General features: G+C 68.6%; 7 protein-coding genes. 6 read left to right on the top strand and 1 reads right to left on the bottom strand.

The window, feature by feature from the left end; all coding sequences use genetic code 11:
* Positions 1–283 precede the first annotated feature (283 nt).
* On the top strand, positions 284–17,533 hold the full coding sequence (locus NMI01S_RS13695; RefSeq protein WP_084512944.1) for a non-ribosomal peptide synthetase: 17,250 nt from the start codon (positions 284–286) through the stop codon (positions 17,531–17,533).
* A 136-nt stretch (positions 17,534–17,669) separates the two neighbouring features.
* Positions 17,670–18,335 carry a DUF6875 domain-containing protein gene (locus tag NMI01S_RS13690; protein ID WP_062997205.1) on the top strand — a complete coding sequence of 222 codons (666 nt, stop codon included), beginning with the start codon at positions 17,670–17,672 and terminating at the stop codon, positions 18,333–18,335.
* A 62-nt stretch (positions 18,336–18,397) separates the two neighbouring features.
* On the opposite strand, the gene NMI01S_RS13685 is transcribed toward NMI01S_RS13690, so the two are convergent.
* Positions 18,398–18,916, bottom strand: coding sequence for an NUDIX domain-containing protein (locus tag NMI01S_RS13685; protein WP_062997203.1), 519 nt, complete (start codon positions 18,914–18,916; stop codon positions 18,398–18,400).
* 106 nt (positions 18,917–19,022) lie between these two features.
* Here NMI01S_RS13685 and NMI01S_RS13680 point away from each other — a divergent pair, with 106 nt between their 5' ends.
* The 4 genes from NMI01S_RS13680 to NMI01S_RS13665 all read left to right on the top strand — a co-directional run bounded on the left by NMI01S_RS13680 (position 19,023) and on the right by NMI01S_RS13665 (position 22,980).
* Positions 19,023–19,772, top strand: coding sequence for a LamB/YcsF family protein (locus NMI01S_RS13680; RefSeq protein ID WP_062997201.1), 750 nt, complete (start codon positions 19,023–19,025; stop codon positions 19,770–19,772).
* The gene (locus tag NMI01S_RS13675) at positions 19,769–20,401 is read left to right on the top strand and encodes a 5-oxoprolinase subunit B family protein (RefSeq protein ID WP_062997199.1); all 633 of its coding nucleotides are present in this window, start codon (positions 19,769–19,771) and stop codon (positions 20,399–20,401) included. The genes NMI01S_RS13680 and NMI01S_RS13675 overlap by 4 nt, the downstream gene beginning before the upstream one ends.
* Before the next feature lie 17 nt (positions 20,402–20,418).
* Positions 20,419–21,279, top strand: coding sequence for a 5-oxoprolinase subunit C family protein (locus NMI01S_RS13670; protein WP_062997197.1), 861 nt, complete (start codon positions 20,419–20,421; stop codon positions 21,277–21,279).
* A gap of 129 nt (positions 21,280–21,408) precedes the next feature.
* Positions 21,409–22,980 (top strand): ArnT family glycosyltransferase, encoded by a 1,572-nt coding sequence (locus NMI01S_RS13665; protein WP_245716851.1) that lies wholly within the window; start codon positions 21,409–21,411, stop codon positions 22,978–22,980.
* Positions 22,981–22,991 lie beyond the last annotated feature (11 nt).

The following is a 22,991-nucleotide window of genomic DNA, read 5'->3' as shown; positions in this document are numbered from 1 at the left end:
AAGAGCGAATTCGATAATCGGCAATCAGCCGGACTTCGGGCGTTCCCGGCGGCGGACGGTCGATGGCGTCCGGCCGTCAAGTGTAAATCAATGGTCGAGAGATTCGAATCGTGCCGAAGGTAAGGCGGGGCAGGCCGAATCGGCAAGAGTATTCGGTCCCTGATCGAAAGGCGAAAGTCACAAGATCGCCGTGGCTGCGAAAGTTCTTCCGGTACAACGGTGGTGTACAAAAAAGTGGTGTTCTGCTTATAATGCTGAGCGGGTCAGGGGTAAGAAGGAAATTATGACCGCTCCGCGGCCTCCGATACACCCTGCTCGGGAATCGAGCGAAAATAGCGAACCAGACCCATCGGGCATACAGCCGATACCGCTCTCGGCCGGGCAACAGGGTTTGTGGCTGGCACAGAAATTCAGTCCGGATGTGCCGATATCCGAGGCGCAGTACATCGAGTTCCGAGGTGATCTCGATGTAGATCTGCTGCGCCGGACGGGGATTCGAGCCGGGCACGAGTTCCAGTCGGGTTACCTGCGATTGATCGAGATCGACGGGGAGCCCTATCAGGTGTACGACCCGTCGCTGAAGTCGGCGGGACCGGTCATCGATGTGCGCGGTGCCGCGGATCCCGTCGCGGCAGCCATGGAATGGATGCGCCGGGAGTACACCGCGCCGTTGGATATGATGCGGGACCGGTTGGTCGCGACGGCGATTGTCCAAGTCGGGGATCGGCATTATCTGCTGTATTGCAGAAGCCATCACGTCGCGCTGGACGGATACGGCGCGATGATGATCGTGAACCGGATCGCCGCGCTGTACACCGCGGCGGTGGAGCAGCGCCCAGCGGAGCCCAGCCGGGCGGCGGATATCCGGGCCCTCTACGAGGCCGAGCGCAGTTATCGGGAGTCCAAGCGGTTCACCGACGACCAGGCATACTGGGTGAACCGACTCGCCGGCCTCGACGCGGAAGTCAGCCTGTCCGGCGGGCGCGCGGCCCCGTGCGCCGAGAACGCGGTCGTCATCACCGAACTGCCGGCGGAGACGGTGGGGCGGATCCTTGGTTCGGCGAAAGCAATGGATGCGAGCCCGGCCGCGGTGGTGATCGCCGCATTCGGCTGTTATCTGGCCCGGCGAACGGGCCGGGACGAGGTCCTGGTCAACATTCCCGTCTCGGGCCGCACGACCGCCGTGCTGCGGCGGTCCGCAGGCGTATTCGTCAATGTGGCACCGCTTCCGATCGTCCTCGACGCGGATGACACAGTCGCGTCGCTCGCACTGCGGGTGCAGTCGGATCTGGTGGGCGTGTTGCGGCACCAGCGGTTCGGCCTCACCGACATTCGCGCCGCCACCGGGAACCGTGGCGCACAGTGGCGCTTCGCGGGCCCGGTGGTGAATGTCATGCTGTTCGACCACCAGATCCGGTTCGGCTCGGTGACCGGAGAATTCCACATTCTCAGCTCCGGCCCGGTCGAGGATCTGCTGGTCGACGTGTATCGGAGCGGGGATCCGCCGCGCACGATCGTCCAGTTGATGGCCAACCCCCGCCTCTACACCGATGTCGAACTGTCGGCCCACTGCGCCGGATTTGTGGAGTTCCTCGACGAGTTCGCCGCTGCCGCCGCGGACACCGCACTCGGACAGGTCCACCCCGGCAGCGCCGCGGACGGCACGACGCTGCGCCGCCGCCGCGAGAACCAGACGTTCTGGCGGACCGCGCTCGCGGAACTTCCCGAGGAACTTCGCCTGCCTATGGACAGGTCGCGCCCGGTGGCGATGTCGAATCGGGGCGCCACCGTCGTCGGCTCGTTGGGCGCCGGATTGGTTCGCGCATTGGAAACTGTTGCGCAGCAGCATAATTCCTCGCTGTACATGGTCATGCACGGTGCACTGGCGGTATTGCTCGCCCGGATGAGTGGCGCCGCCGACATTCCGATCGGCACGTCCGTCTCCGGCCCGGGTGTGGCGGCGCTCGACGATGTGTCCGCGATGTTCGTCCAACCTCCGGTGCTGCGAGTCGAGGTCGACCCGGGGGAGTCGTTCGCCGATCTGCTGGCCCGCGTCCGGCGGGTCGACCGGGATGCGTTCGACCATGCCGACGTTCCGCTCGGACAACCGGCGGATCAACCGTCTCCGTGGCGACACCGCTTGTATCAAGTGATGCTGACGTTGCGGGACTCGGCACCGGTCGAACCGGCGCCGGTCCATCTCGATGCGCCGGCCCTCGGCCCGTCCAGCGAGATATGCTGCTGCGACCTGCAATTCACCCTGTCGGCAGACCGTGACAGTGGTGATGTGGCAGCCACGATCGCATACGCCGCCGACGTGTTCGATGAGGCGACGGTCGCTTCTCTCGCCCGGCGATGGATCCGGATACTCGAATCGGCAGCCGCCGACCCGACGATCCCGATCGGCGCGATCGATGTGCTCGAGCCTGCGGAGCGAGCCGACCTGTCATCTCGCTCGGGCGCCGCCGCGGCGACGGAGACGATGACGTTGCCGGAGCTGCTGACCGCCGCGGTGAAGCGGGACCCCGATGCTTCGGCGGTCGTATTCGGTGGCCGGCGGCTCAGTTATCGAGAGGTGGACGAGCGTTCGAATCGGTTGGCCCGACTACTCATTCGGCGTGGCGTGGGCCCCGAGGACATTGTCGCGGTCGGCATTCCGCGCTGTGCGGATTCGGTGACGGCGGTCTGGGCGGTCGCGAAGACGGGAGCGGCTTTTCTGCCGGTGGATCCGGGTTATCCGAGAGAGCGGATAACGCACATGGTGGCTGATTCCTGGGCGGTCGTGGGCGTGACCGTGGCGGCTGTGCGCGCGCAGTTGCCGGACGATATCGAGTGGCTGATCGCGGACGACCTCGACGAGACCTCCAGTGCTGAGCCGATTTCCGACCGGGATCGGACAACCTTGCTTCGACCGGAGCATCCGGCGTACCTGATCTACACCTCCGGCTCCACCGGTGTACCGAAGGGCGTGACGGTGACACATGCGGGGTTGGCCGCACTCAGTGGCGAACAGCGGGAACGCTATGGGGTGGACGCGTTTTCGCGAACCTTGCATGTCGCATCACCGAGCTTCGACGCTTCGATCTGGGAATTGCTGCTCGCGGTGGGAGCCGGAGCAACCATGGTGGTCGCCGCGCCCAGCACCTACGGCGGCCCCGAGTTGGCCGACCTGCTGCGCCGCGAACGAGTCACGCATGCGGTGGTCACCCCGACCGCGTTGATGTCGGTTGATCCGGACGGTCTCGACACTCTCCGCGTCGTCGTCGCGGCCGGTGACACGTGCCCCCCGGAACTGGTGCGGCGCTGGTCGGCTGACGGTCGTGAGTTCATCAATGCCTACGGTCCCACCGAGGCCACGATCATGACGAACCACAGCGCTGCGCTGGCGACAGGTGATGTGGTAACGATCGGCGGTCCGATTCGTGGTGTCTCGGAATGGATCGTGGATCAGCGGCTGCAGCCGGTACCGGTCGGTGTGGCGGGTGAGTTGTACATCGCGGGCAGTGTATTGGCTCGGGGGTATCACCGCCGGCCCGGCACGACGGCGGAGCGCTTCGTCGCGTGTCCCTGGGCGCCGGGTAAGCGGATGTACCGGACCGGGGATATGGCTCGATGGACCGCCACCGGAGCGGTCGAACATCTGGGCCGGCTGGATTTTCAGGTCAAGGTTCGAGGTCTGCGTATAGAGCTGGGAGAAATCGATTCCGCGCTGACGGCTCATGCGGCTGTGAGTCACGCGGTGACAGCCGGTTCTCGTAGTGGTTCGGGGACGCAGTCGTTGATTTCGTATGTCGTTGCCGCGCCGGGTTGTTCGATCGATACCGCCGAGTTGGCCGAGTATCTGGGTGATCGATTGCCGTCGTACATGATTCCGGCGTCGATCATGGTATTGGATCGTATTCCGTTGACACCGGCGGGGAAGTTCGACCGTAATGCGTTGCCCAAGCCGGTGCCTGCCGAGCGCAGGTCTTTCCGGGAGCCCGCCACGTCGACCGAGCAGATCATTGCCCGGTGTTTCGCGGAAATCTTGGGTGTCGAAAAGGTCGGTGCGGACGATTCCTTCTTGGCGCTCGGCGGAGACAGTCTGATAGCGACACGGATCGCCGCGCGCATCGGTGCCGCGCTCGATACCGAGGTCCCGGTGCGACTGTTGTTCGAGGCGCCCACGGTAGCGGCGCTCGCGACTCGCGTAGATCGAGGGTCCGGTACGGGAGTACGGCGCCCACCGTTGGTCGCCCAGCCGCGCCCCGAGCTGATTCCCCTGGCGCCGGCCCAGCAACGGATGTGGTTCATCAACCAATACGACACGAGCTCGGGCATATACAACGTGCCGATCGTCATCCGGCTGCGTGGCGAGTTGAACCTCGATGCGCTTCGATCGGCCATGATCGACGTACTGGGGAGACACGAGTCCTTGCGGACGCGCTATCCGGACCGCGACGGAATGCTGATCCAACTGATCGAACCCGTTGACGATGTGGACCGCGAGTTGCCCCTGGTATCGGTTTCGGTCGACCAGTTCCCCTCGGCGATAACGGAATTCGTCACCGCGGGCTTCGATGTGAGCGTGCGGGCGCCGCTTCGCGCCCAGCTGTTCCGCATCGCCGATGCGGAGGCAACCGAACATGTGCTGGCCGTGGTGATGCATCACATCACCGCGGACGGCTTCTCGATGACACCGCTGGCTCGTGACGTGGCGATTGCTTACGGCGCGCGGATACGCGGTGAAACCCCGTCGTGGAACCCGCTGCCGGTCCAGTACGCGGACTACGCGCTGTGGCAACGAGCCACCCTCGGCTCGCCGGACGAGCCGGAATCGCTGTGTGGCCGGCAGATTCGATATTGGACAGAAACGTTGGCGGGAGTCGCCGAGGAACTCCGGTTGCCGTTCGACCGGCCGCGGCCGGCCGTGATGTCGCACCGGGGTGCGACCGCGAGCTGTTCATTGCGCGCGGGTCTGGTGCGCGCGCTGGAAGATATCGCGCGCGAGCACAATTCCTCGCTGTTCATGGTGATTCATGCCGCGCTGGCGGTGTTGCTCGCCCGGATCAGCGGCAGCGCTGATATTCCGGTCGGAACGCCGGTCGCGGGGCGTGGCAGGGCGGCGCTGGACGATGTGGTCGGCATGTTCGTCAACACCTTGGTGTTGCGAGCCGAGGTCGTACCGGGGGAGTCGTTCACCGATCTGCTGGGCCGCGTTCGGCAGGTCGATGTGGATGCGTTCGACCATGCCGATGTTCCGTTCGAGCAAGTGGTGGACCACCTGGTCACGCATCGATCCCAGGCTCGCCATCCGCTGTTCCAGGTGATGCTGGCGTTCCACAACCCGGAACCGATAGAACTCCAACTGCCCGGCCTCGACCTGTCGGTGGTCGATCTGCCGATGGATGTCTCGCGTTTCGATCTGCAATTCATACTTTCGCCGGACCAGAGCAGCGGCGATATCACTGTCGCGGTCACCTTTGCCACCGATCTGTTCGATGACGCGACGATCGACTCGCTTACGCGGCGATGGGTCCGGATACTCGAATCGGTAGCCACCGAGCCTGCGACACCCGTCGGGGCCATCGAGATACTCGAGCCCGCCGAACGAGCCGATCTGCTGAGCCGTCACGGCGCGCCCGCGGTCGCGCCGGCCACCCTGCCCGACCTGTTCGCCGCCGCGGTGGTGCTGAATCCCGATGCTTCGGCGGTTGTGTTCGGTGAGCAGCGGTTGAGTTATCGCGAGTTGGACCAGCGTTCGAATCGGTGGGCGCGGCAGCTGATCGGGCGGGGTATCGGTCCGGAGGACGTCGTTGCGATCGGAATGCCGCGTTCTGCGGATTCGGTATCGGCGGTGTGGGCGGTGGCCAAGGCGGGAGCCGCATTCGTTCCGATCGATCCGAACAACCCGGTCGAACGCCTCAGGTACGTGGTGGCCGATTCGGGGGCGGCTGTCGGCCTGACGGTGGAGTCCGCGCGTGACCGGTTGCTCGATGGCGATATCGACTGGTTGACGCCGGACCGTCTCGGCGAGGGCGACGATCGGCCCGTGACCGATGGTGATCGGATGCGCCCGTTGCGTATCGACGATATCGCCTATGTCATCTACACGTCCGGATCAACCGGACTGCCCAAAGGTGTCGCTGTCACTCATCGAGGACTGAAGAGCTGCGCGGCCGAACATCGTGCTCTGTTGAGCATCGAGAATAGTTCCCGGACAATGCATCTGGCTTCGCCGAGCTTCGATGTCTCGGTTCTCGAGCTGTTGCTGGCGCTGTGCTCGGGCGCCACGATGATCGTGGCACCCAGTGGCATCGCGGGCGGAGACGAACTCGCCGAATTCATCGACAGCGAACACGTCACCCACGCCTGCATGACACCGTCGACGCTGTCCACCATCGACCGCATCCGTTGGCCGCTACCGGATTTGGGGCATCTGATCGTGGGCGGCGAGAATTATGGCCCTGAACTGGTAGAGCGATGGGGTGGGGACCGTGAGCTGTTCAACGAGTACGGGCCCACCGAAACCACCATCGCCGCGACGGTGACATCCCCCTCGGCAGCGGAAGATCCGGTCACGATCGGCCGCCCCATGCCTGGTGTCTCGGTGTGGGTGCTGGATCGGGGATTGCAGCCGGTGCCGGTCGGTGTGGCGGGTGAATTGTATATCGCCGGTGAGCTATTGGCTCGTGGGTATTACCGCCGGGCAGGGTTGACGGCCGAGCGCTTCGTAGCGTGTCCGTGGTTGCCGGAGCAGCGGATGTATCGGACCGGTGATGTGGTGCGCTGGACTGCCGATGGTGCGATCGAACATCTGGGCCGGTCCGATTTCCAAGTCAAGATCCGAGGTCTTCGTGTCGAGCTCGGTGAGATCGATGCCGTGCTCGCCGGCCAGGGCAGTGTCGGCTATTCCGCCACCATCGGTTACCGCGCCGATTCGGGAGCTCAGTCGCTGGTCTCGTATGTTGTTGCCGCGCCGGGCAAGTCGATCGATGCCGCGGCCTTGACGGAGTATCTGGCCGATCGTGTGCCGTCCTACATGGTTCCGTCGGCGATCGTGGTGCTGGACCGGATTCCGTTGACGCCGGCCGGCAAACTCGATCGCGGGGCGTTGCCCGAACCCGTTTTCGCCGATGACGCCCCGTACCGGCCGCCGCGAACTCCGATCGAGCACCTCATCGCCGACACATTCGCCGATGTGCTCGACACCGACACCATCGGTATCGACGACTCCTTCTTCGCGCTCGGCGGAGACAGCATCATGTCGATTCAGCTGGTGACCCGGGCCAGAGCGGCGGGTGTGGTGTTCTCCCCGCGCGATGTGTTCGAACGCAAAACGGTCGCCGGACTGGCCCAGGTCGCCATCCGGGACAGCGCGGCGGCGCTGTCGCTTCCGGCGGAACTGCCCGGCGCTGGGGTGGGCCCGCTACCGCTGACACCGATGATGCGGTGGTTGCTCGAGCGGGCGGGCCCGGGATTCGGCCGCCTGTCGCAGGCGATGCTGCTGACTCTGCCGACCGGGATCGACCGGCGGCAGCTCACCGGCACCGTGCAGGCGGTCCTCGATCGGCACGACATGTTGCGTGCGCGACTCGGCCGGCGCAGCGACGGATATCGGACGTGGGAAGTATTGCCGGTCGGCATGATTCGAGCCGACGACGTCCTCGTGCGAGTGCCGATGGCGGGCCGGCCGGGACGCGGCGAGTCGCCCGCACCGGCGGCGGCCGAGTTGGCTGCCGCCGCCGATCGGCTCGATCCGGGCGCCGGGATCGTGGTGCAGGTGGTCTGGTTCGATCCGGTGAGTTCGGCGGAGCCGGGCGCGGCGCTGGTGGTGGTCCACCGTTCGGCGATCGATCGCGTCTCGTGGCACGTGCTGGTGTCGGATCTCGCGGCCGCGTGGGCGCGGATCAGGTCCGGTCGGTCCCCAGATCTGGCGCCTACCGGAACGTCGATGCGCCGGTGGGCGTTCGGACTGGTCGAGGCGGCCCACCGATCCGAGCGAGCGGCGGAACTCGAGTTGTGGCAGTCGATGACCGGCGGGGACGATCCGCTGATCGGGTCGCGGCCGCTCGACCCCGCGATCGACGTGACCGCGACCTCCCGCGGGATACAGGTCGACGTGGACCCGGAGGTGACCGAGGCTCTGCTGACCGAAGCGCCCGCTGCTTTCCACGCGAGTGTGGACGACGGGCTGCTGGCCTGCTTGGCACTGACATTGGCGACGTGGCGGCGCGAGCACGGGACGGCGGCTTCCACAGGGACGCCCACCAACATCCTGATCCGGCTCGCGGGCCACGGCCGTGCGGCGAGTGTCGTCCCGGGCTCGGACCTGACGCGGACGGTCGGCTGGTTCGCCACGAGTTTCCCGATGCGCCTGGATCTGTCGGGCATCGATCTCGACGACGCGTGCGCCGGTGGACCGGCGATGGGGGCGGCGATCAAGTCCGTCAAGGAACAACTTCGCACCGTCCCGGACCAGGGGATCGGCTACGGCTTGTTGCGGTATCTCAACGAAGGCACCGGACCCGTTCTCGCGACCGCGGCGCCGCAGATCGCGTTCGACTATCTCGGCCCGGTCGCCACCGGGGAGATATCGGCGGCCGGCTGGGCGCCGGTGGGCATCGGCGGCGCCGGGGGCGATGGCCCCGAGCTCGCCGGGATACAGGATCCGGATATGCCGGTGCCGGCGACACTCGACATCAGCGCCGTCGTCCTGGACGACACGAGGGGGCGACGGCTGCGCGCGATCTGGTCGTATCCCGCCGGGGTGCTCACCGCAGACGAGGTGCGCGAGGTGGCGCACTCGTGGCGCCGGGCGCTGGAGGCCTTGGCCGCGCATGTCCGCCGTGCCGGGAGCGGGGGACACACACCCTCGGATCTGGCGCTGGTGAAACTCGGACAGCCCGAGATCGAGCGGCTCGAGCGGCGATATCCGGCGCTGAGCGACGTCTGGCCGTTGGCCCCTCTGCAGGAAGGACTGTTGTTCCATGCGCTGGTGTCCGAGCAGTCGGTCGACACGTACCTCACGCAGCTGATCCTCGAACTGCGCGGCCGGGTCGACGCGCCACGGCTGCACCGGGCCGCGCGGATACTGCTCGACCGGCACGCGAATCTGCGCACGGCCTTCGTCACCGATGCCGGCGCCGGACCGGTGCAGGTTGTCGACGACGCCGCCGAAGCGTCCTGGTCGGAGCTGGACCTATCCGGAATGGACGACACCGCGCGCAGTCGCGAGTGGGAGTCGATCATGGCCACGGACCGCGCCACCCGGTTCGATCCGGCCCATGCCCCGCTGCTGCGCTGGATGCTGGTCACCATCGCACCGGAGCAGTACCGGCTGGTGCTGACCGATCATCACCTGTTGCTCGATGGCTGGTCGACGCCGCTGCTGCTGAAAGAGCTGCTGCTGCTGTACGCCACCGATTGCGACGAGGCGTCGCTGCCGCCGGTGCGTTCCTACCGGGACTACCTGGCCTGGCTCGGCAGCCAGGACCCGGTAGTGTCGCTCGACGCCTGGGCCCGTGCCTTCGACGGCGCCGACGAGCCGACTCTGGTGGCCGCGCCCGATCCGGGCCGTCGCGGCAGCGCATCGCGCGAGGTGTCCGGCGAACTCACCGAGGAGCAGACCGCGGCGCTGACCCGCTGCGCGCGGTCTCGCGGGATCACGCTCAACACCATGATCGAGGTGGCATGGGCGATCGTTCTGAGCGCGTTGACATCTCGCGAGGATGTGACGTTCGGTGCCGTGGTCTCCGGCCGGCCCCCGCAGATCGCGGATATCGAATCGATGATCGGGCTGTTCATCAACACGGTGCCGGTGCGCGTCCGGCTCGACACCACCGAGACGCTCGGGCGGTTGCTCGACCGCGTCCAGGCGGAGCAGGCCGCGTTGTTGGATCACCAATTCGTCGGCCTGGCCGACATCGAGCGTGTGGCCGGGCCGGGGGCGCGGTTCGACACCATCACCGTGCTGGAGTCCTTCCCGGTCGAGCGCCACGGGCTGACCGCGGACACCGACATCGCCGGGATGCGGCTGGTGGATGTGGTCGGCGTCGACGCGGCGCACTATCCCCTGGGCGTGGTCGTGCATGTCGATACGCGACTACACCTCGAGATCAAGTACCTGCCCGAGTGCTTCGGTGACGACACGATGGTGACGACTCTGGGACGGGTCCTGCGCGTGCTGGACGCCGTTGCCACCGATCCGGATCTGCCGTTGGCCCGGCTGAATCTGCTTACTCCGGCGGAACTTCGCGAATTGGCGCCGATGTCCGGTGCTCCCGCGGTGCCCGAGCGGGTGTTGCCGGAGTTCTTCGCGGCGGCGGTGGCGCGGAATCCGGAGGCGGTCGCGGTGGTGTGCGGGGACCGGCAGTGGACCTACCGCGAGTTGGATGCCGAGTCGAGCCGGTTGGCCCGACTGCTGATCGAGCGAGGCGCCGGGCCGGAGACACATGTCGCGGTCGGGTTGGCGCGCTCGTTCGAGTCGGTGCTCGCCGTGTGGGCGGTGGCGAAGTCGGGGGCGGCATTCGTCCCGGTGGATCCGCGCAATCCGGGTAGCCGCGTGCAGCATGTGCTCACCGACTCGGGCGCGGTGAACGGAATCACGTTGTCGCGGTGGCGGGATCGGCTGCCCGGATCGGTGCGGTGGCTGGTCCTCGACGAGCCGGCGGTCCGAGCGGAGGTGGCGGGGTTACCGACGACGCCGGTGACCGATGCCGAGCGAAGGCGGCCGGTCCGGATCGATGATGGCGCCTATGTGATCTACACATCCGGCTCGACGGGTGTGCCGAAGGGCGTGGTGGTCTCGCACCGGGGGTTGGCGAATCTGGTGGCCGAGCAATGCTCGCGGTTCGAGATCGGGCCCGCTGCGCGGGTGCTGCACGCCGCCTCTCCCGGTTTCGATGCCGCGGTCCTGGAGCTGCTCTGGGCGTTCGCGTCGGGCGGGCGGCTGGTGATCGCGCCACCGACCGTCTTCGGCGGAATCGAGCTGGCGCAGATTATTTCGCACAACTCGGTGACGCACGCCGCGCTGACACCGACGGCCTTGGGCACGGTCGACCCGGCCGGGCTGCGGAACCTTCGGATGGTCGCGATCGGTGGCGAGACGCCACCGCCGCGACTGGTGTCGCGGTGGGCGCCGGGCCGGAAACTGTTCAACACCTACGGTCCGGCGGAGGCCACGATCCAGACCGATGCCGGAACCCCGATGGTGCCGGGTCAGACAGCGACGATCGGCAGACCGATCCGCGGTGTCGACGAGGTCGTGCTCGACGCGTGGTTGCGCCCGGTGCCGCTCGGAGTCGTCGGTGAGCTCTACCTCGCCGGTCCGGGACTGGCTCGCGGTTACCGCAACCGGACGGCGCTGACGGCCTCGCGGTTCGTCGCCGATCCGTTCGCCGATCCGGGACAGCGAATGTATCGGACCGGGGATCTGGTGCGGTGGCTGCGGCTACCGCAGGGAGATCTGACGCTCGATTATGTCGGCCGCGAGGACTTCCAGGTCAAGATCCGCGGCTTCCGCATCGAGCTCGGCGAGGTCGAATCGGCTCTCGTGGCGTGCGCGGGAGTGGCTCGCGCGGTGGCCGCCGTACACCACGACTCCGCCGGTGGTGATCGTTTGATCGGATACGTCGTGCCCGAGCCCGGCGCCGACGTGGATCCGGCCGCGGTGCTGACGGTCGCCGAGCAGCGACTGGCCCCGCACATGGTGCCGGCGACCGTGATGGTGCTCGACGCGCTGCCGATGACCGAGACGGGGAAACTCGATCGCGCCGCGCTGCCCGAACCCGACTTCACCACGGGCCGAGCCGAATTCCGGCCGCCGGTCACCGAGACCGAGCAGACGCTGGCGGCGCTGTTCGCCGACGTGCTGGGTGTCGACACGATCGGGCTCGACGATTCGTTCTTCGCCCTGGGCGGAGACAGCATCATGTCGATCCAATTGGTGACGCGGGCCAGAACGGCCGGGCTGGTGCTCTCGGTGCGTGACGTGTTCGAGGGCAAGACGGTCGCCGGGGTGGCCCGGCTCGCCGTTCCCGACAGTGCCGCGGCGGCCGCGCTTCCGGCGGAACTGCCCGGCGGGGGCGTGGGGCCGATGCCGTTGACACCGATCATGCACTGGATGTTCGAGCGCGGCGGATTCGATCGGTTCTGCCAGTGGGTGATGCTCACGCTGCCCGCCGGCATCGACAGGACCGCGATAGCGGCGACCGTGCAAGCGGTGATCGATCACCACGACATGCTGCGCGCCCGGCTACGGCCCGAGCCGGCACACCCGACGGGCTGGGCGCTGCGAGTAGAACCGCCGGGGGTATCCGCGGCGGGGCTCATCCGGCACGTGCCGGTGGATGCGGAGCCCGACAGCGGCGCGTTCGCCGAGATTGCCGGCGCGCAGGCACGTTCGGCCGCCGAGCGCCTCGACCCCACCGCAGGAGTCGTGTTGCAACTGGTCTGGCTGGACTGCGCGGACCGGCCGGGTCGGCTGCTGGTCGTCGCACACCACCTGGTGATCGACGGAGTGTCGTGGCGGATCCTCGTTCCCGATCTCGCTGTCGCCGGGGCCCAGGTGAGTATCGGGCAACAGCCGCGGCTCACGCCTGTCGGTACGTCGATGCGACGCTGGGCGCACGCTCAGGAGGCCGCCGCCGCGAGCATCGACGAACTCGACTGGTGGCGTGCGACGCTCGCCGCCGCCGATCCGCCGATCGGGACGCGCCCGCTCGACCCGGCCGTGGATGTACAGGCCACCGTCGCCACCATTCGGACCACGCTGCCCGCCGCGACAACCCGCGCCGTACTCACCACCCTGCCCCAGGCGTTCCGTGGTAATGCGGACGATGCCCTCATCGCCGGACTGGCACTGGCGCTGACCCGGTGGCGGCGCCGCCACGGCGACGACATCACCGAGACGCTGCTGACTCTCGAAAGTCACGGCCGCCACGACACGGTCCTGCCCGGCGCCGATCTCACCCGCACCGTCGGCTGGTTCACCAGCACCTATCCGGTCCGGCTCGACCTGTCCGATCTCGACATCGAGGACGCGTTCGCGTCCGGCGTCGCCGCGGGGGCGGTCGTCAAATCGGTCAAGGAACAACTCCGGCGCGTACCCGGCCACGGCATCGGCTACGGGCTGCTGCGCTACCTCGACCCCGAGACCGCCCGCGTCCTGCGTGCGCTGCCCGGCCCCCAGGTGAGTTTCAACTACCTCGGCCGGTTCGACACCATCCCGGATACGTTGCGCGACGGCGGTTGGATGCCCGTCGGCGGCGATGCCGGTGGTGGCAGCATCCAGCACCCCGATGCATCCGCGGCCGCCGTGCTCGGCGTCAACGCGGTCACCGTGGACACACCCGACGGCCCCACCCTGACCGCGGCCTGGGACTATCCGTCCGGGCTGATCACCTCCACCGAGGTCACCGATCTCGCGGAACTGTGGCGTGACGCGGTGACGGCCCTGACCATCCACGCGGCCCGGCCCGGCGCCGGGGGACTGACACCCTCCGATCTCGGCCTCGTCGACCTCGATCAGGCCGCGATCGACCGGCTCGAAGCCCGATACCCCGCACTGGACGACATCTGGCCGCTCACGCCGCTGCAAGAGGGGTTGTTGTTCCACGCCCAGCTCGCCGACGGTGCCCGCGCCGACGGCGACCCCGACGCCGCGGCCCTGGACGACTACGCCCTCGACAACTACGCCCTGCAACTCTGCCTGGAACTCGATGGGCCCGTCGACGCGGACCGGTTCCGCCGCGCCGCGCAAACCCTCCTCGGCCGGCACCCGAACCTGCGAGCCGCGTTCGTGCGCGGCGGCTCCGGACAGCCGGTCCAAGTGGTGCAAGCACATGTCGACGTGGCATTCACCCGCATCGACCTCGTGGAAAGCCCGGACACCGCCGCCGCGCTCGGTGAGCTCATGGACGCCGACCGGCACTTCGACACCACCGTGCCGCCGCTGCTGCGACTGACGCTGATCAGCACCGCCCCGCAGCGGCACCGACTGCTGCTGAGCATGCATCACATTCTGATCGACGGCTGGTCCACCCCGCTGCTGGTCAGGGAACTGCTGATCCTCTACGCCGGCGACAGCGACCCCCGCGCATTGGCTCCGGTGCCTCCCTACCGCGAATACCTGGCGTGGCTGAAGAACCAGGATCGGAGCGCGGCGGAAGCCGCGTGGGCGCGATCGTTCGAGGGCATCACCGAGCCGACGCTGCTGGCGGGCGCGGACCGCGGCAGCCACGCCGCCACGGACGCTCGCGATGTCCGGGTGCGGCTGAGCGAACAGCACACCGCGGCCCTGGCCGCAGTGGCCCACCAGCAGGAGACCACCCTCAACACGGTCGTTCAGGCCGCCTGGGCGATTGTGCTCGCGAGCGCGACCGCACGCGAGGACGTCGTCTTCGGCACCACCGTCTCCGGACGCCCCCCACAGATTCCCGGCATCGAAGCGATGATCGGACTGTTCGTCAACACCGTGCCCGTCCGGGTCCGGCTCGACTACGGCGAAACCCTCGCCCAGCTTCTCCGGCGGATCCACACCGAGCAGGCCGCGCTGCTCGACCACGACCACCTGGGACTCGCGCGGATCCGGCAGGCGGCCGGCCCCGGCGCGATGTTCGACACCATGGTCGTTTTCGAGTCCTACCCGGTCGACACGAGTGGATTGTCCGAAGATACCGATATCGCCGGAATGCGCGTCCTGGACGTATCCGGACGCGAGGCCGCGCACTATCCGCTCGGCCTGGTCGTCCGTCTCGATACCCGGCTGGAGCTCACCTTCACATACCTGCCCGAACTGTTCCCCCGAGACCGGATCGACGCCCTCGCCGGACGAGTGCGTCGCGTGCTCGAGGCCCTCGCCGCAGACAGCGATCTCCCGCTCCCGCGAGTGCAGCTGATGTCGCCCGACGAACTGGCCACGCTGGTACCCGTGCGCGGGACGACCAGCGCGGCGACGTCGTTGTTGCCGCAGGTGCTGGCGGCCGCGGCGAGGTCCGCCGCGGACGCGGTGGTCTGTGACGGCGAAACGTTGTCCTACCGGGAACTCGATGAGATGTCCAACCGATGGGCGCGGGTACTGATCGACGTCCGAGCAGGGCCCGAATCGGCCGTGGCCGTAGCGTTGCCGCGCTCTGTCGACGCCGTGATCGCCCTCTGGGCGGTCGCGAAAACCGGTGCCGCGTTCGTTCCGATCGACCCGGCCCTGCCCGGAAACCGGATCAGCGGCATTCTCGCCGATGCCCACGCCGTCGCCGGGCTGACGGCCGAGACCCATCGCCACCGGCTGCCGGACACCACCACGTGGTTCAGCATCGACGGCCCCGCTTTCGTGGCGAAGGCAGCCTCGCAGTCCGCCACCGCGATCGAGGACGGTGAGCGCACTGCCACGCTACGGCCGGAGCATCCCGCCTATTCGATCTACACCTCGGGCTCCACGGGGACCCCCAAAGGGGTCGTGGTCACCCATACCGGGATCGCGAACCTGGCCGCCGAAGCGCGCGAAGGGTTCGGCCTCACCGCCTCGTCTCGGATGCTGGCCGCGGCGTCCCCGAGCTTCGACGTATCGGTCCTGGAATGGCTCGGTGCCGCTGCGGCCGGAGCCACCCTGGTGCTCGCGCCAGCGGAAGTGGTCGCCGGGGACGAACTGGCCGAGCGGATCAACGCCGGCCGTGTCACCCATGCCGCCCTCACCCCGACCGTGCTCGCCTCGCTGCGCCCCGGCGAACTCGGCACTCTCCACACGCTGATCCTCGGCGGCGAGATATGCCCGCCGGATCTGGCGCACCGATGGATCGCGGGCCGCACGCTGATCCACAGCTACGGTTCCACCGAGACGACCATTCAGAGCTGCCGCGACGTCCCCCTGGCCACTGGCACGAACGGTCCACCACCGATCGGCGGTCCGGCGCGCGGGTTCTGCGCTGTCGTACTCGACCGCAGACTGCGGCCCGTCCCGCCGGGAGTGGCCGGCGAACTATATCTGTCGGGGCCGGGGATCGCTCGCGGCTACCGCGGGCCCGCGATCACCGCGGCCCGGTTCGTCGCCGACCCGTGGGGACCGGCCGGGAGCCGCATGTACCGCACCGGCGATGTGGTCAGCTGGACCGGCGACCGGCGCCTGCGCTACATCGGCCGAAACGACTTCCAGATCAAAGTTCACGGACACCGGATCGAACCAGGCGATATCGAAACCGCGTTGTGCAGCCATCCGGACGTCTCCCGCGCCGCCGTCGCGGTCCACCCCGGCCCCGACGGCGCCGACCACCTCACCGGCTATGTGGTGCCCACTCCGCACGCCACACCCGAGCCCGCGGCGCTGATCGCGCACCTCACCACGCGATTGCCCCTCCACATGGTCCCCACCACCGTCGTCACGCTCGAGCGGATACCTGTCACGACGACCACCGGCAAACTCGATCGCCACGCTCTGCCCGTACCCGACCTGCGCCGGCCGTCTCGATTCCAGGCGCCGTCCACGCCGCTCGAGGCCGCCATCTGCGACGCGTACGGCCGGACGCTCCACATCGAACGAATCGGAGTCGACGACAGTTTCTTCGCGCTCGGTGGTAACTCGCTGGCCGCCAGCCAGTTGGTGGCGCGTCTCGCGGAGACCGCCGACGTCGGCGTGCCGCTGCCGTGGTTGTTCACGGATCCGACGCCTCGGTCGCTGGCCCGCCGAATCGAGAGCCGCCGGGATGGCCTCGCGGGGGACTTCGGCGAACAGGACCTGGCCGAGGCGCTCTCCGTCATGCTGCCGCTGCGGTCCGGCGGAACCGAACCGCCACTGTTCTGCATCCACCCGGCGATCGGATTGGCTTGGGGCTTCAGCGGACTCGTGCGGTACATCGAGTCCGACCGGCCCATCCGAGGTCTGCAATCCCCGGGACTGACCGATCCCGCGGTGCGGTTCGATACGCTCGACCAACTCGCCGCCCGCTATGTGCGGGAGATCCGGTCCGTCCAACCGTGCGGCCCTTACCATTTGCTCGGTTACTCGCTCGGCGGGACCATCGCTCACGCGATGGCCGTCCAACTGCGCCGCGACGGCGACCGCGTGGCCACCCTGGCCATGATGGACACCCGCGTCGTCACCGCCGACAGCTTCCGCGCTCCCACACCCTCGGTGGCGAAAATGCTCGCCGAGTTCGGCGGTTTCGCCGTGCCGGAAGGTCCTGCCGGGCCGACCATCGAGGACGCCACCGAATTACTGCACCGGCAGGGCGGACTGTTCACCAGCGTGACCCCCGAGCATCTCGTGCGGTTGCAGCGCGACTACACCCGGCTCGTCGACCTCACCTGGAACCACCGGCCCGCTGTGTTCGACGGTGACCTGATCTATTTCAGCGCCGCCGATCGCGACACCGAAGACGGCGGCTCTCCTGCTCGTGCCTGGAGTGCCTACGTCACCGGGCGTCTCACCGAGCACCGGATTCCCGTGCCACACGAACGGATGACCGAAGAGGCTTCGCTGCGCGTTGTCGGCTCCGTTCTCACCGAGCACTTCCGGTCGTCCCGCGCCACACCCGCTCCAGCAAGGACAAGCCGATCATGAACCTCGCCCGAACCCTCGGAATGCGTTACGGCGCCGAACCAGCGAACCTGTTCGCCCGCGACGTGGCGCCCGGCGTCGGCTTGCGTTCGGCCTCAACCCATCTCGACCACATCCCGGCACACAGGACTCGATCATCATGAACGCCACCGACGAGTTCATCGGCATACGCTCCGGCCTGAAGCCGACCAGACTGTTCCCCACCGACTCCGGCACGCACGCAGATGAGCATCCCGGCGCCGCGCGATTGCGCGAGTGGACTGTGGACTACCTGTGTCAGCCCCATCCCGACCTCGGTCGCCCCGGGCCGGTCTGCCCGTACACCAAACACGCGGTGGCCGGCCGATTCCTCTGGGCCGCGTTCATCGAGGGCGGTGACATCTCCCAGGACCTCCTCGCTGCGGTCGTCGACGACATGCACGACCTGTTCCCCCTGCTGCCGCCCGAGGAAGAGCCCGACTCCCGGCTCAAGGCGCTGCTCGCGGTCTTTCCCGATCTCGCCCGATACGACGATCTCGAGGCCGTCCAACGCGGCCAGAAGAGCATGTTCGTACGGCAAGGACTGATGCTGGGCCAGTTCTATCCGGGCTGTACCGTGGCCGGACTGCGCAACCCGGACTTCCCCGCTCTGGACTCCCCGCTGCCCCTGCTCGCTGTCCGCCGCATGACCCCCACCGACCTCGCGTTCCTCGAGACGCGCTATGAATGGGTCGAGAGTTACCTCGCGATCTTCGCTCCCGCCATGCCCACTTTCCTGCGCCATTACCTGGCCGAGAAGCTGGTGAAACAGACAAGGGAGAACTGATCTCGGGGACGCCGGGGCCCGCGGCCGGCGGTCGCGGCCGATGTCGCGGCCCAGTGGATGTGTCACCGTGGGTGCAGCAGGTGCTCGATCAGGACTCGGGTGTCGGGGACGAACGGCCAGCCGGGATCGCTCAGGTGCTCCCACAGCTGGGTGTCGGTCCACCACCAGCCCGCGGCGATCTCGTCGGCCTGTACGGTGATCGGCCCGTCGGAGCGGATCTCGTAGGCGAACAAGTGGCACCGCATCGGGCGGCCCGCCCAGCTGCCGTCCCAGGACACCTGGGCCAGCGGCCGCGGTTCGCCCGGCGCGGCAACGATTCCCAGCTCCTCGCCCAGCTCGCGGGCCGCCGCGGCGGCGGGATCCTCGCCGGGGGCGAGCACGCCGCCGGCCAGGCAGTCGTGCATTCCGGCGAACACCGTTTTCGTATCGGTGCGTCGATGGACGTAGATGCGCCGCCCGTCGAGCGATCGCACCAGCACGCCGGCACTGGCATGCCACAATCCTTCGGCATATACCTCTTCGCGTTCGGCACTGCCGGTCTCGTTGCCGCGGCCGTCGTAGACGGCGATGACCTCACCCATTCCCGTCAGCCTAGGCGGTGAGTGCGGGAGAATGCGCCCGCGGTGGCGTATCGGCGACGGGCGCGGACGATGGTGGTAGGACAACGGCGAGGTGAGGTGATGCTCCGTGGTGATCGATCTGAACAGCGATCTCGGGGAGGGGTACGGTCCGTACACGATGGGCGACGACGAAGCGCTGCTCGACGTCGTGACCAGCGCCAATGTCGCCTGCGGCTTCCATGGCGGGGATCCGGTGATCATGCGGCGCACATGTGATCTCGCGGTCGCGCGCGGGGTGCGGATCGGCGCGCACATCTCCTATCGCGACCTCGCCGGATTCGGTCGCCGCGAGATGGCGGTGCCCCCGGCCGAACTGACCGCGGAATCCATCTATCAGATCGGCGCGCTCGACGGCTTCGCCCGGGCGGCCGGTGACCGGGTGCGCTATGTGAAACCCCATGGCGCGCTGTATCACTCGGCTGCGTCCGATCCCGCGGTGGCCGAGTCGGTGGTCGCGGCGCTGCTCGTCTTCGACGAGTTGAGCCTGCTCGGACCCGCCGATTCCGAACTGGAACGCGCGGCGGAGGCGGCCGGAATCCCGTTCCACGCGGAAGGTTTCGCCGACCGGGCCTATACCCCCGAGGGCAGATTGGTGCCGCGCGGGCGAGCCGGTGCGGTGCTGGCCGCGGAAGCGGCGCTGGGGCAGGCGGTGTCGATCGCCGTGGACGGGCACGCGCACACCGTGACCGGTGAGCCGGTACGGGTCGAGGTGCGCAGCCTCTGCGTCCACGGCGATTCGCCCGATGCCGTCCGGATGGCGCGCTCGATTCGGCAGTCGCTGCTGGACAAGGGCGTCGAACTGCGGAGTTTCACATGAGCGCGGTGACCGTGCGGCCCGCGGGCGACCGCGCGCTGCTGCTCGAACCGGCCGACGCCGACGCGCTGCCTCTGCTGCTCGACCACCTGCGGCGGGCGCCGATCGACGGCGTGGCCGATCTCCTGCCCGCCGCCCGGACGGTCCTGCTCACATTGTGTCCCGGCATCGACCCCGCGGCGATCGAATCACGCGTGCGCGCACTGGATCTCGCATCGGACGCCGATTGCGGCGCCGTGGCCGAGGCGGAGACGGTGACCGTTCCGGTGTGCTACGACGGACCAGACCTCGCCGACGCCGCCGAACATCTGGGTGTCACGCCCGGGGAACTGGTCGAGCTGCACACCGGTGCGCAATGGCGGTGCGCCTTCGTCGGTTTCGCGCCCGGCTTCGGCTATCTGCACGCGCCCGATGCCGGACTGTCGGTGCCGCGGCGCCCCCAGGCCCGGACCGCGGTCCCGGCGGGTTCGGTCGCCTTGGCGGGGGGATACAGCGCCGTCTATCCGCGCAGCTCGCCGGGGGGCTGGCAGCTCATCGGCCGCACCGACCTGGTGCTGTGGGATGTGGCGCGGCCCGAACCGGCGCTGTTGCGCGCGGGTACCCGAGTCCGGTTCGAGGCGGTGGAGCGGTGAGGTCCTCGGCGGCGCGGATGCGGGTGCTCGAGCCGGGGGCGCTGAGCACCGTGCAGGATCTCGGGCGGCCGGGCTGGTTCCATGCCGGGGTCGGGGTCTCCGGGGCGGTGGACCGGCGGGCGCTGCGGCTGGCGAACCGCCTGGTGGGCAATGCCGAATCGGCGGCGGCCATCGAATGCGTGCTGGGCGGGCTGAGCGTGGAATTCGACGCTCCGGCGGTCGTGAGTGTCACGGGCGCGCCGGTACCGATCAGCGTCGGCGTCCGGGCGGAACCCCCGGCTTCGGTGCTGTTCGTCGCGGCCGGTCAGCGGGTGCGGGTCGGCATGGCGGAGGCGGGTCTGCGCTGCTATCTGGCGGTGCGCGGAGGGATCGCGGTGGAGCCGGTCCTCGGATCGCGCAGCCGCGACACCATGGCGGGGTTGGGTCCGGAACCGCTGCGCCGGGGCGACACCCTGCCGGTCGGCGCCCCGCCACGCGGCTGGCCGACGGTCGAGATGGCTCCCGTCGCGCCGCTCACCCAGGGGACGTTGCGGGTGCGGGTCCGGCTCGGGCCGCGCGCGGACTGGTTCCACAATCCCGCCGATCTGTTCACCGGCGCGTGGGCGGTCTCCACCGACACCGACCGGATCGGTGTGCGCCTGGACCGTCACGGGGACGCCCCTTCGCTGCGGCGGGTCGACGATGCCGAATTGCCTACCGAGGGAATGGCTTTGGGGGCGATTCAGGTGCCTCCCGCGGGGCGCCCGGTGGTGCTGCTGGCCGACCGGCCGATCACCGGGGGCTATCCCGTGGTGGGCACGGTGATCGATGACGATGTGGATCTGCTCGGTCAGGCCCGGCCCGGCCAGTTGATCGAATTCCGTTCCTGGCGGCCCTGATCCGCCGCGAGGAGGGGTCGGCATACCTCTCGAGGTGGACAGCGGATCGGTCTGCGGGGCGACTCCCGCGCGGCCGGAAACCGATACGTTCGCAGACGTCTCCACGAAATCTGCTCCAGGAGTGTGCCGGTGACCGATGTGTACGAGTCCGACACCGGAGCGCGCGGTGCGACCGAATCGGCTGACGCGCGGGGTGCGACCGAATCGTCCGCTCGTGCACCGGTCGCGTGGCCCGTGGTGGCGCCGATCGCCGCCCTCGGCGGCGCGGCGCTGCTGTTCGCGGCGTCGAAGTACGGATACTTCGGCGACGAACTCTACTTCCTCGCCGCCGGCCGCCGGATCAGCTGGGGTTACGCCGATCAGGGCCCGATGCTGCCGCTGCTGGCCCGAATCATGGACACGCTCGTCCCCGGCTCTTATCCGGCGTTGCGCATCCCCGCGGTGCTGATCACGGTCGCGGCGATCGTGCTGTGCGCCATGATCACTCGCGAATTCGGCGGCGGCCGCTCCGCCCAGGCACTGGCCGCGCTGGCCTACGCGTGCTCGCCGTTCCTGTTGCTGCAGGGCTCGATGCTGACCACCAATACCGTCGATACCGCACTGTGGGTGCTGATCACCTGGCTGGTGGTGCGGTGGGTGCGGACCCGCCGCGACACCCTGCTGCTGGTCGCCGGCCTCGTGACGGCGGTGGATCTGCAGGTCAAATGGCTGATCCCCTTCTTCTGGATCGCGCTGGCCGTGAGCTGCGCGGTCTTCGGGCCGCGCGAGTTGCTGCGCCGCCCGCTGCTGTGGGCCGGTGCCGGAGTCACGGTGCTGTCGGCGGTGCCGCAGGTGATCTGGCAGATGCGCCACGGCTGGCCGCAACTGGCGATGGGCGCCGAGATCGCATCCGAACAGGCGATAATCGGCGGCCGCCTGCTGTTCGTGCCGATCTCGCTGATCCTGGCCGGCGTTCTCGGCGTCCCGGTGCTGCTGGGCGGGCTGTACGCGCTGCTGCGCTGGAAGCCGTTGCGGCCGTACCGTTTTCTGGGTGCCACCCTGATTCTGGTCGACCTCGTCTTCCTCGTCACCGGCGGCCGGGTGTACTACCCGGCCGGGATGTACGGTGTGGTGCTCGCGGCCGGTGCCGTCGCGCTGGTGCACTGGATGCGAGCGCGGTCGGCGGCCGGCCGCCGGATCGCCGGTGCCGCGACCGCGGTCGTGACTGTCGCGGCGGTGGCCACCATCGTGACCTCGCTGCCGTGGCGTCCGGCCGCGGCGGTCGAGCCGCCCCGAGACGATGTCTCGGCGGCGATAGCGATCGGCACCTACGGACAATTCGGCTGGCCGGAACTCACCGCGGCGGTCACGACGGCCTATCGCGGGCTGCCCGCCGCGCGCCGGGACCGCGCTGTCGTCATCACCGACACCTACTGGCAGGCGAGCGCCCTGGACCACCTCGGCCGCTCGGATCTGCCGCCTGTCTACAGCCCCAGTCGCGGCTTCGGCTACTTCGGCGCGCCGCCCGACAGTGCCGCGACCGCCCTGATAGTCGGCGGCGGCGAGGCGGACCTGCGCGGCCGGTGCACCTCGCTCACCCCGGTCGGCAGGGTCGACACCCGGCTCGGCTTCGTCGGCAACACTCGCGATGTCACGATCTTCGACTGCACCGGCCCGACGCGGCCGTGGTCGCGGATCTGGCCGGAGTGGATGCACCTGTGATTTCGGCGCAC

The sequence above is a fragment of the Nocardia mikamii NBRC 108933 genome, assembly GCF_001613505.1.
Taxonomy (GTDB): Bacteria; Actinomycetota; Actinomycetes; order Mycobacteriales; family Mycobacteriaceae; genus Nocardia; species Nocardia mikamii.
Note: the sequence above shows the minus strand (reverse complement) of the source record. Positions and strands in the feature narration are given on the sequence as shown.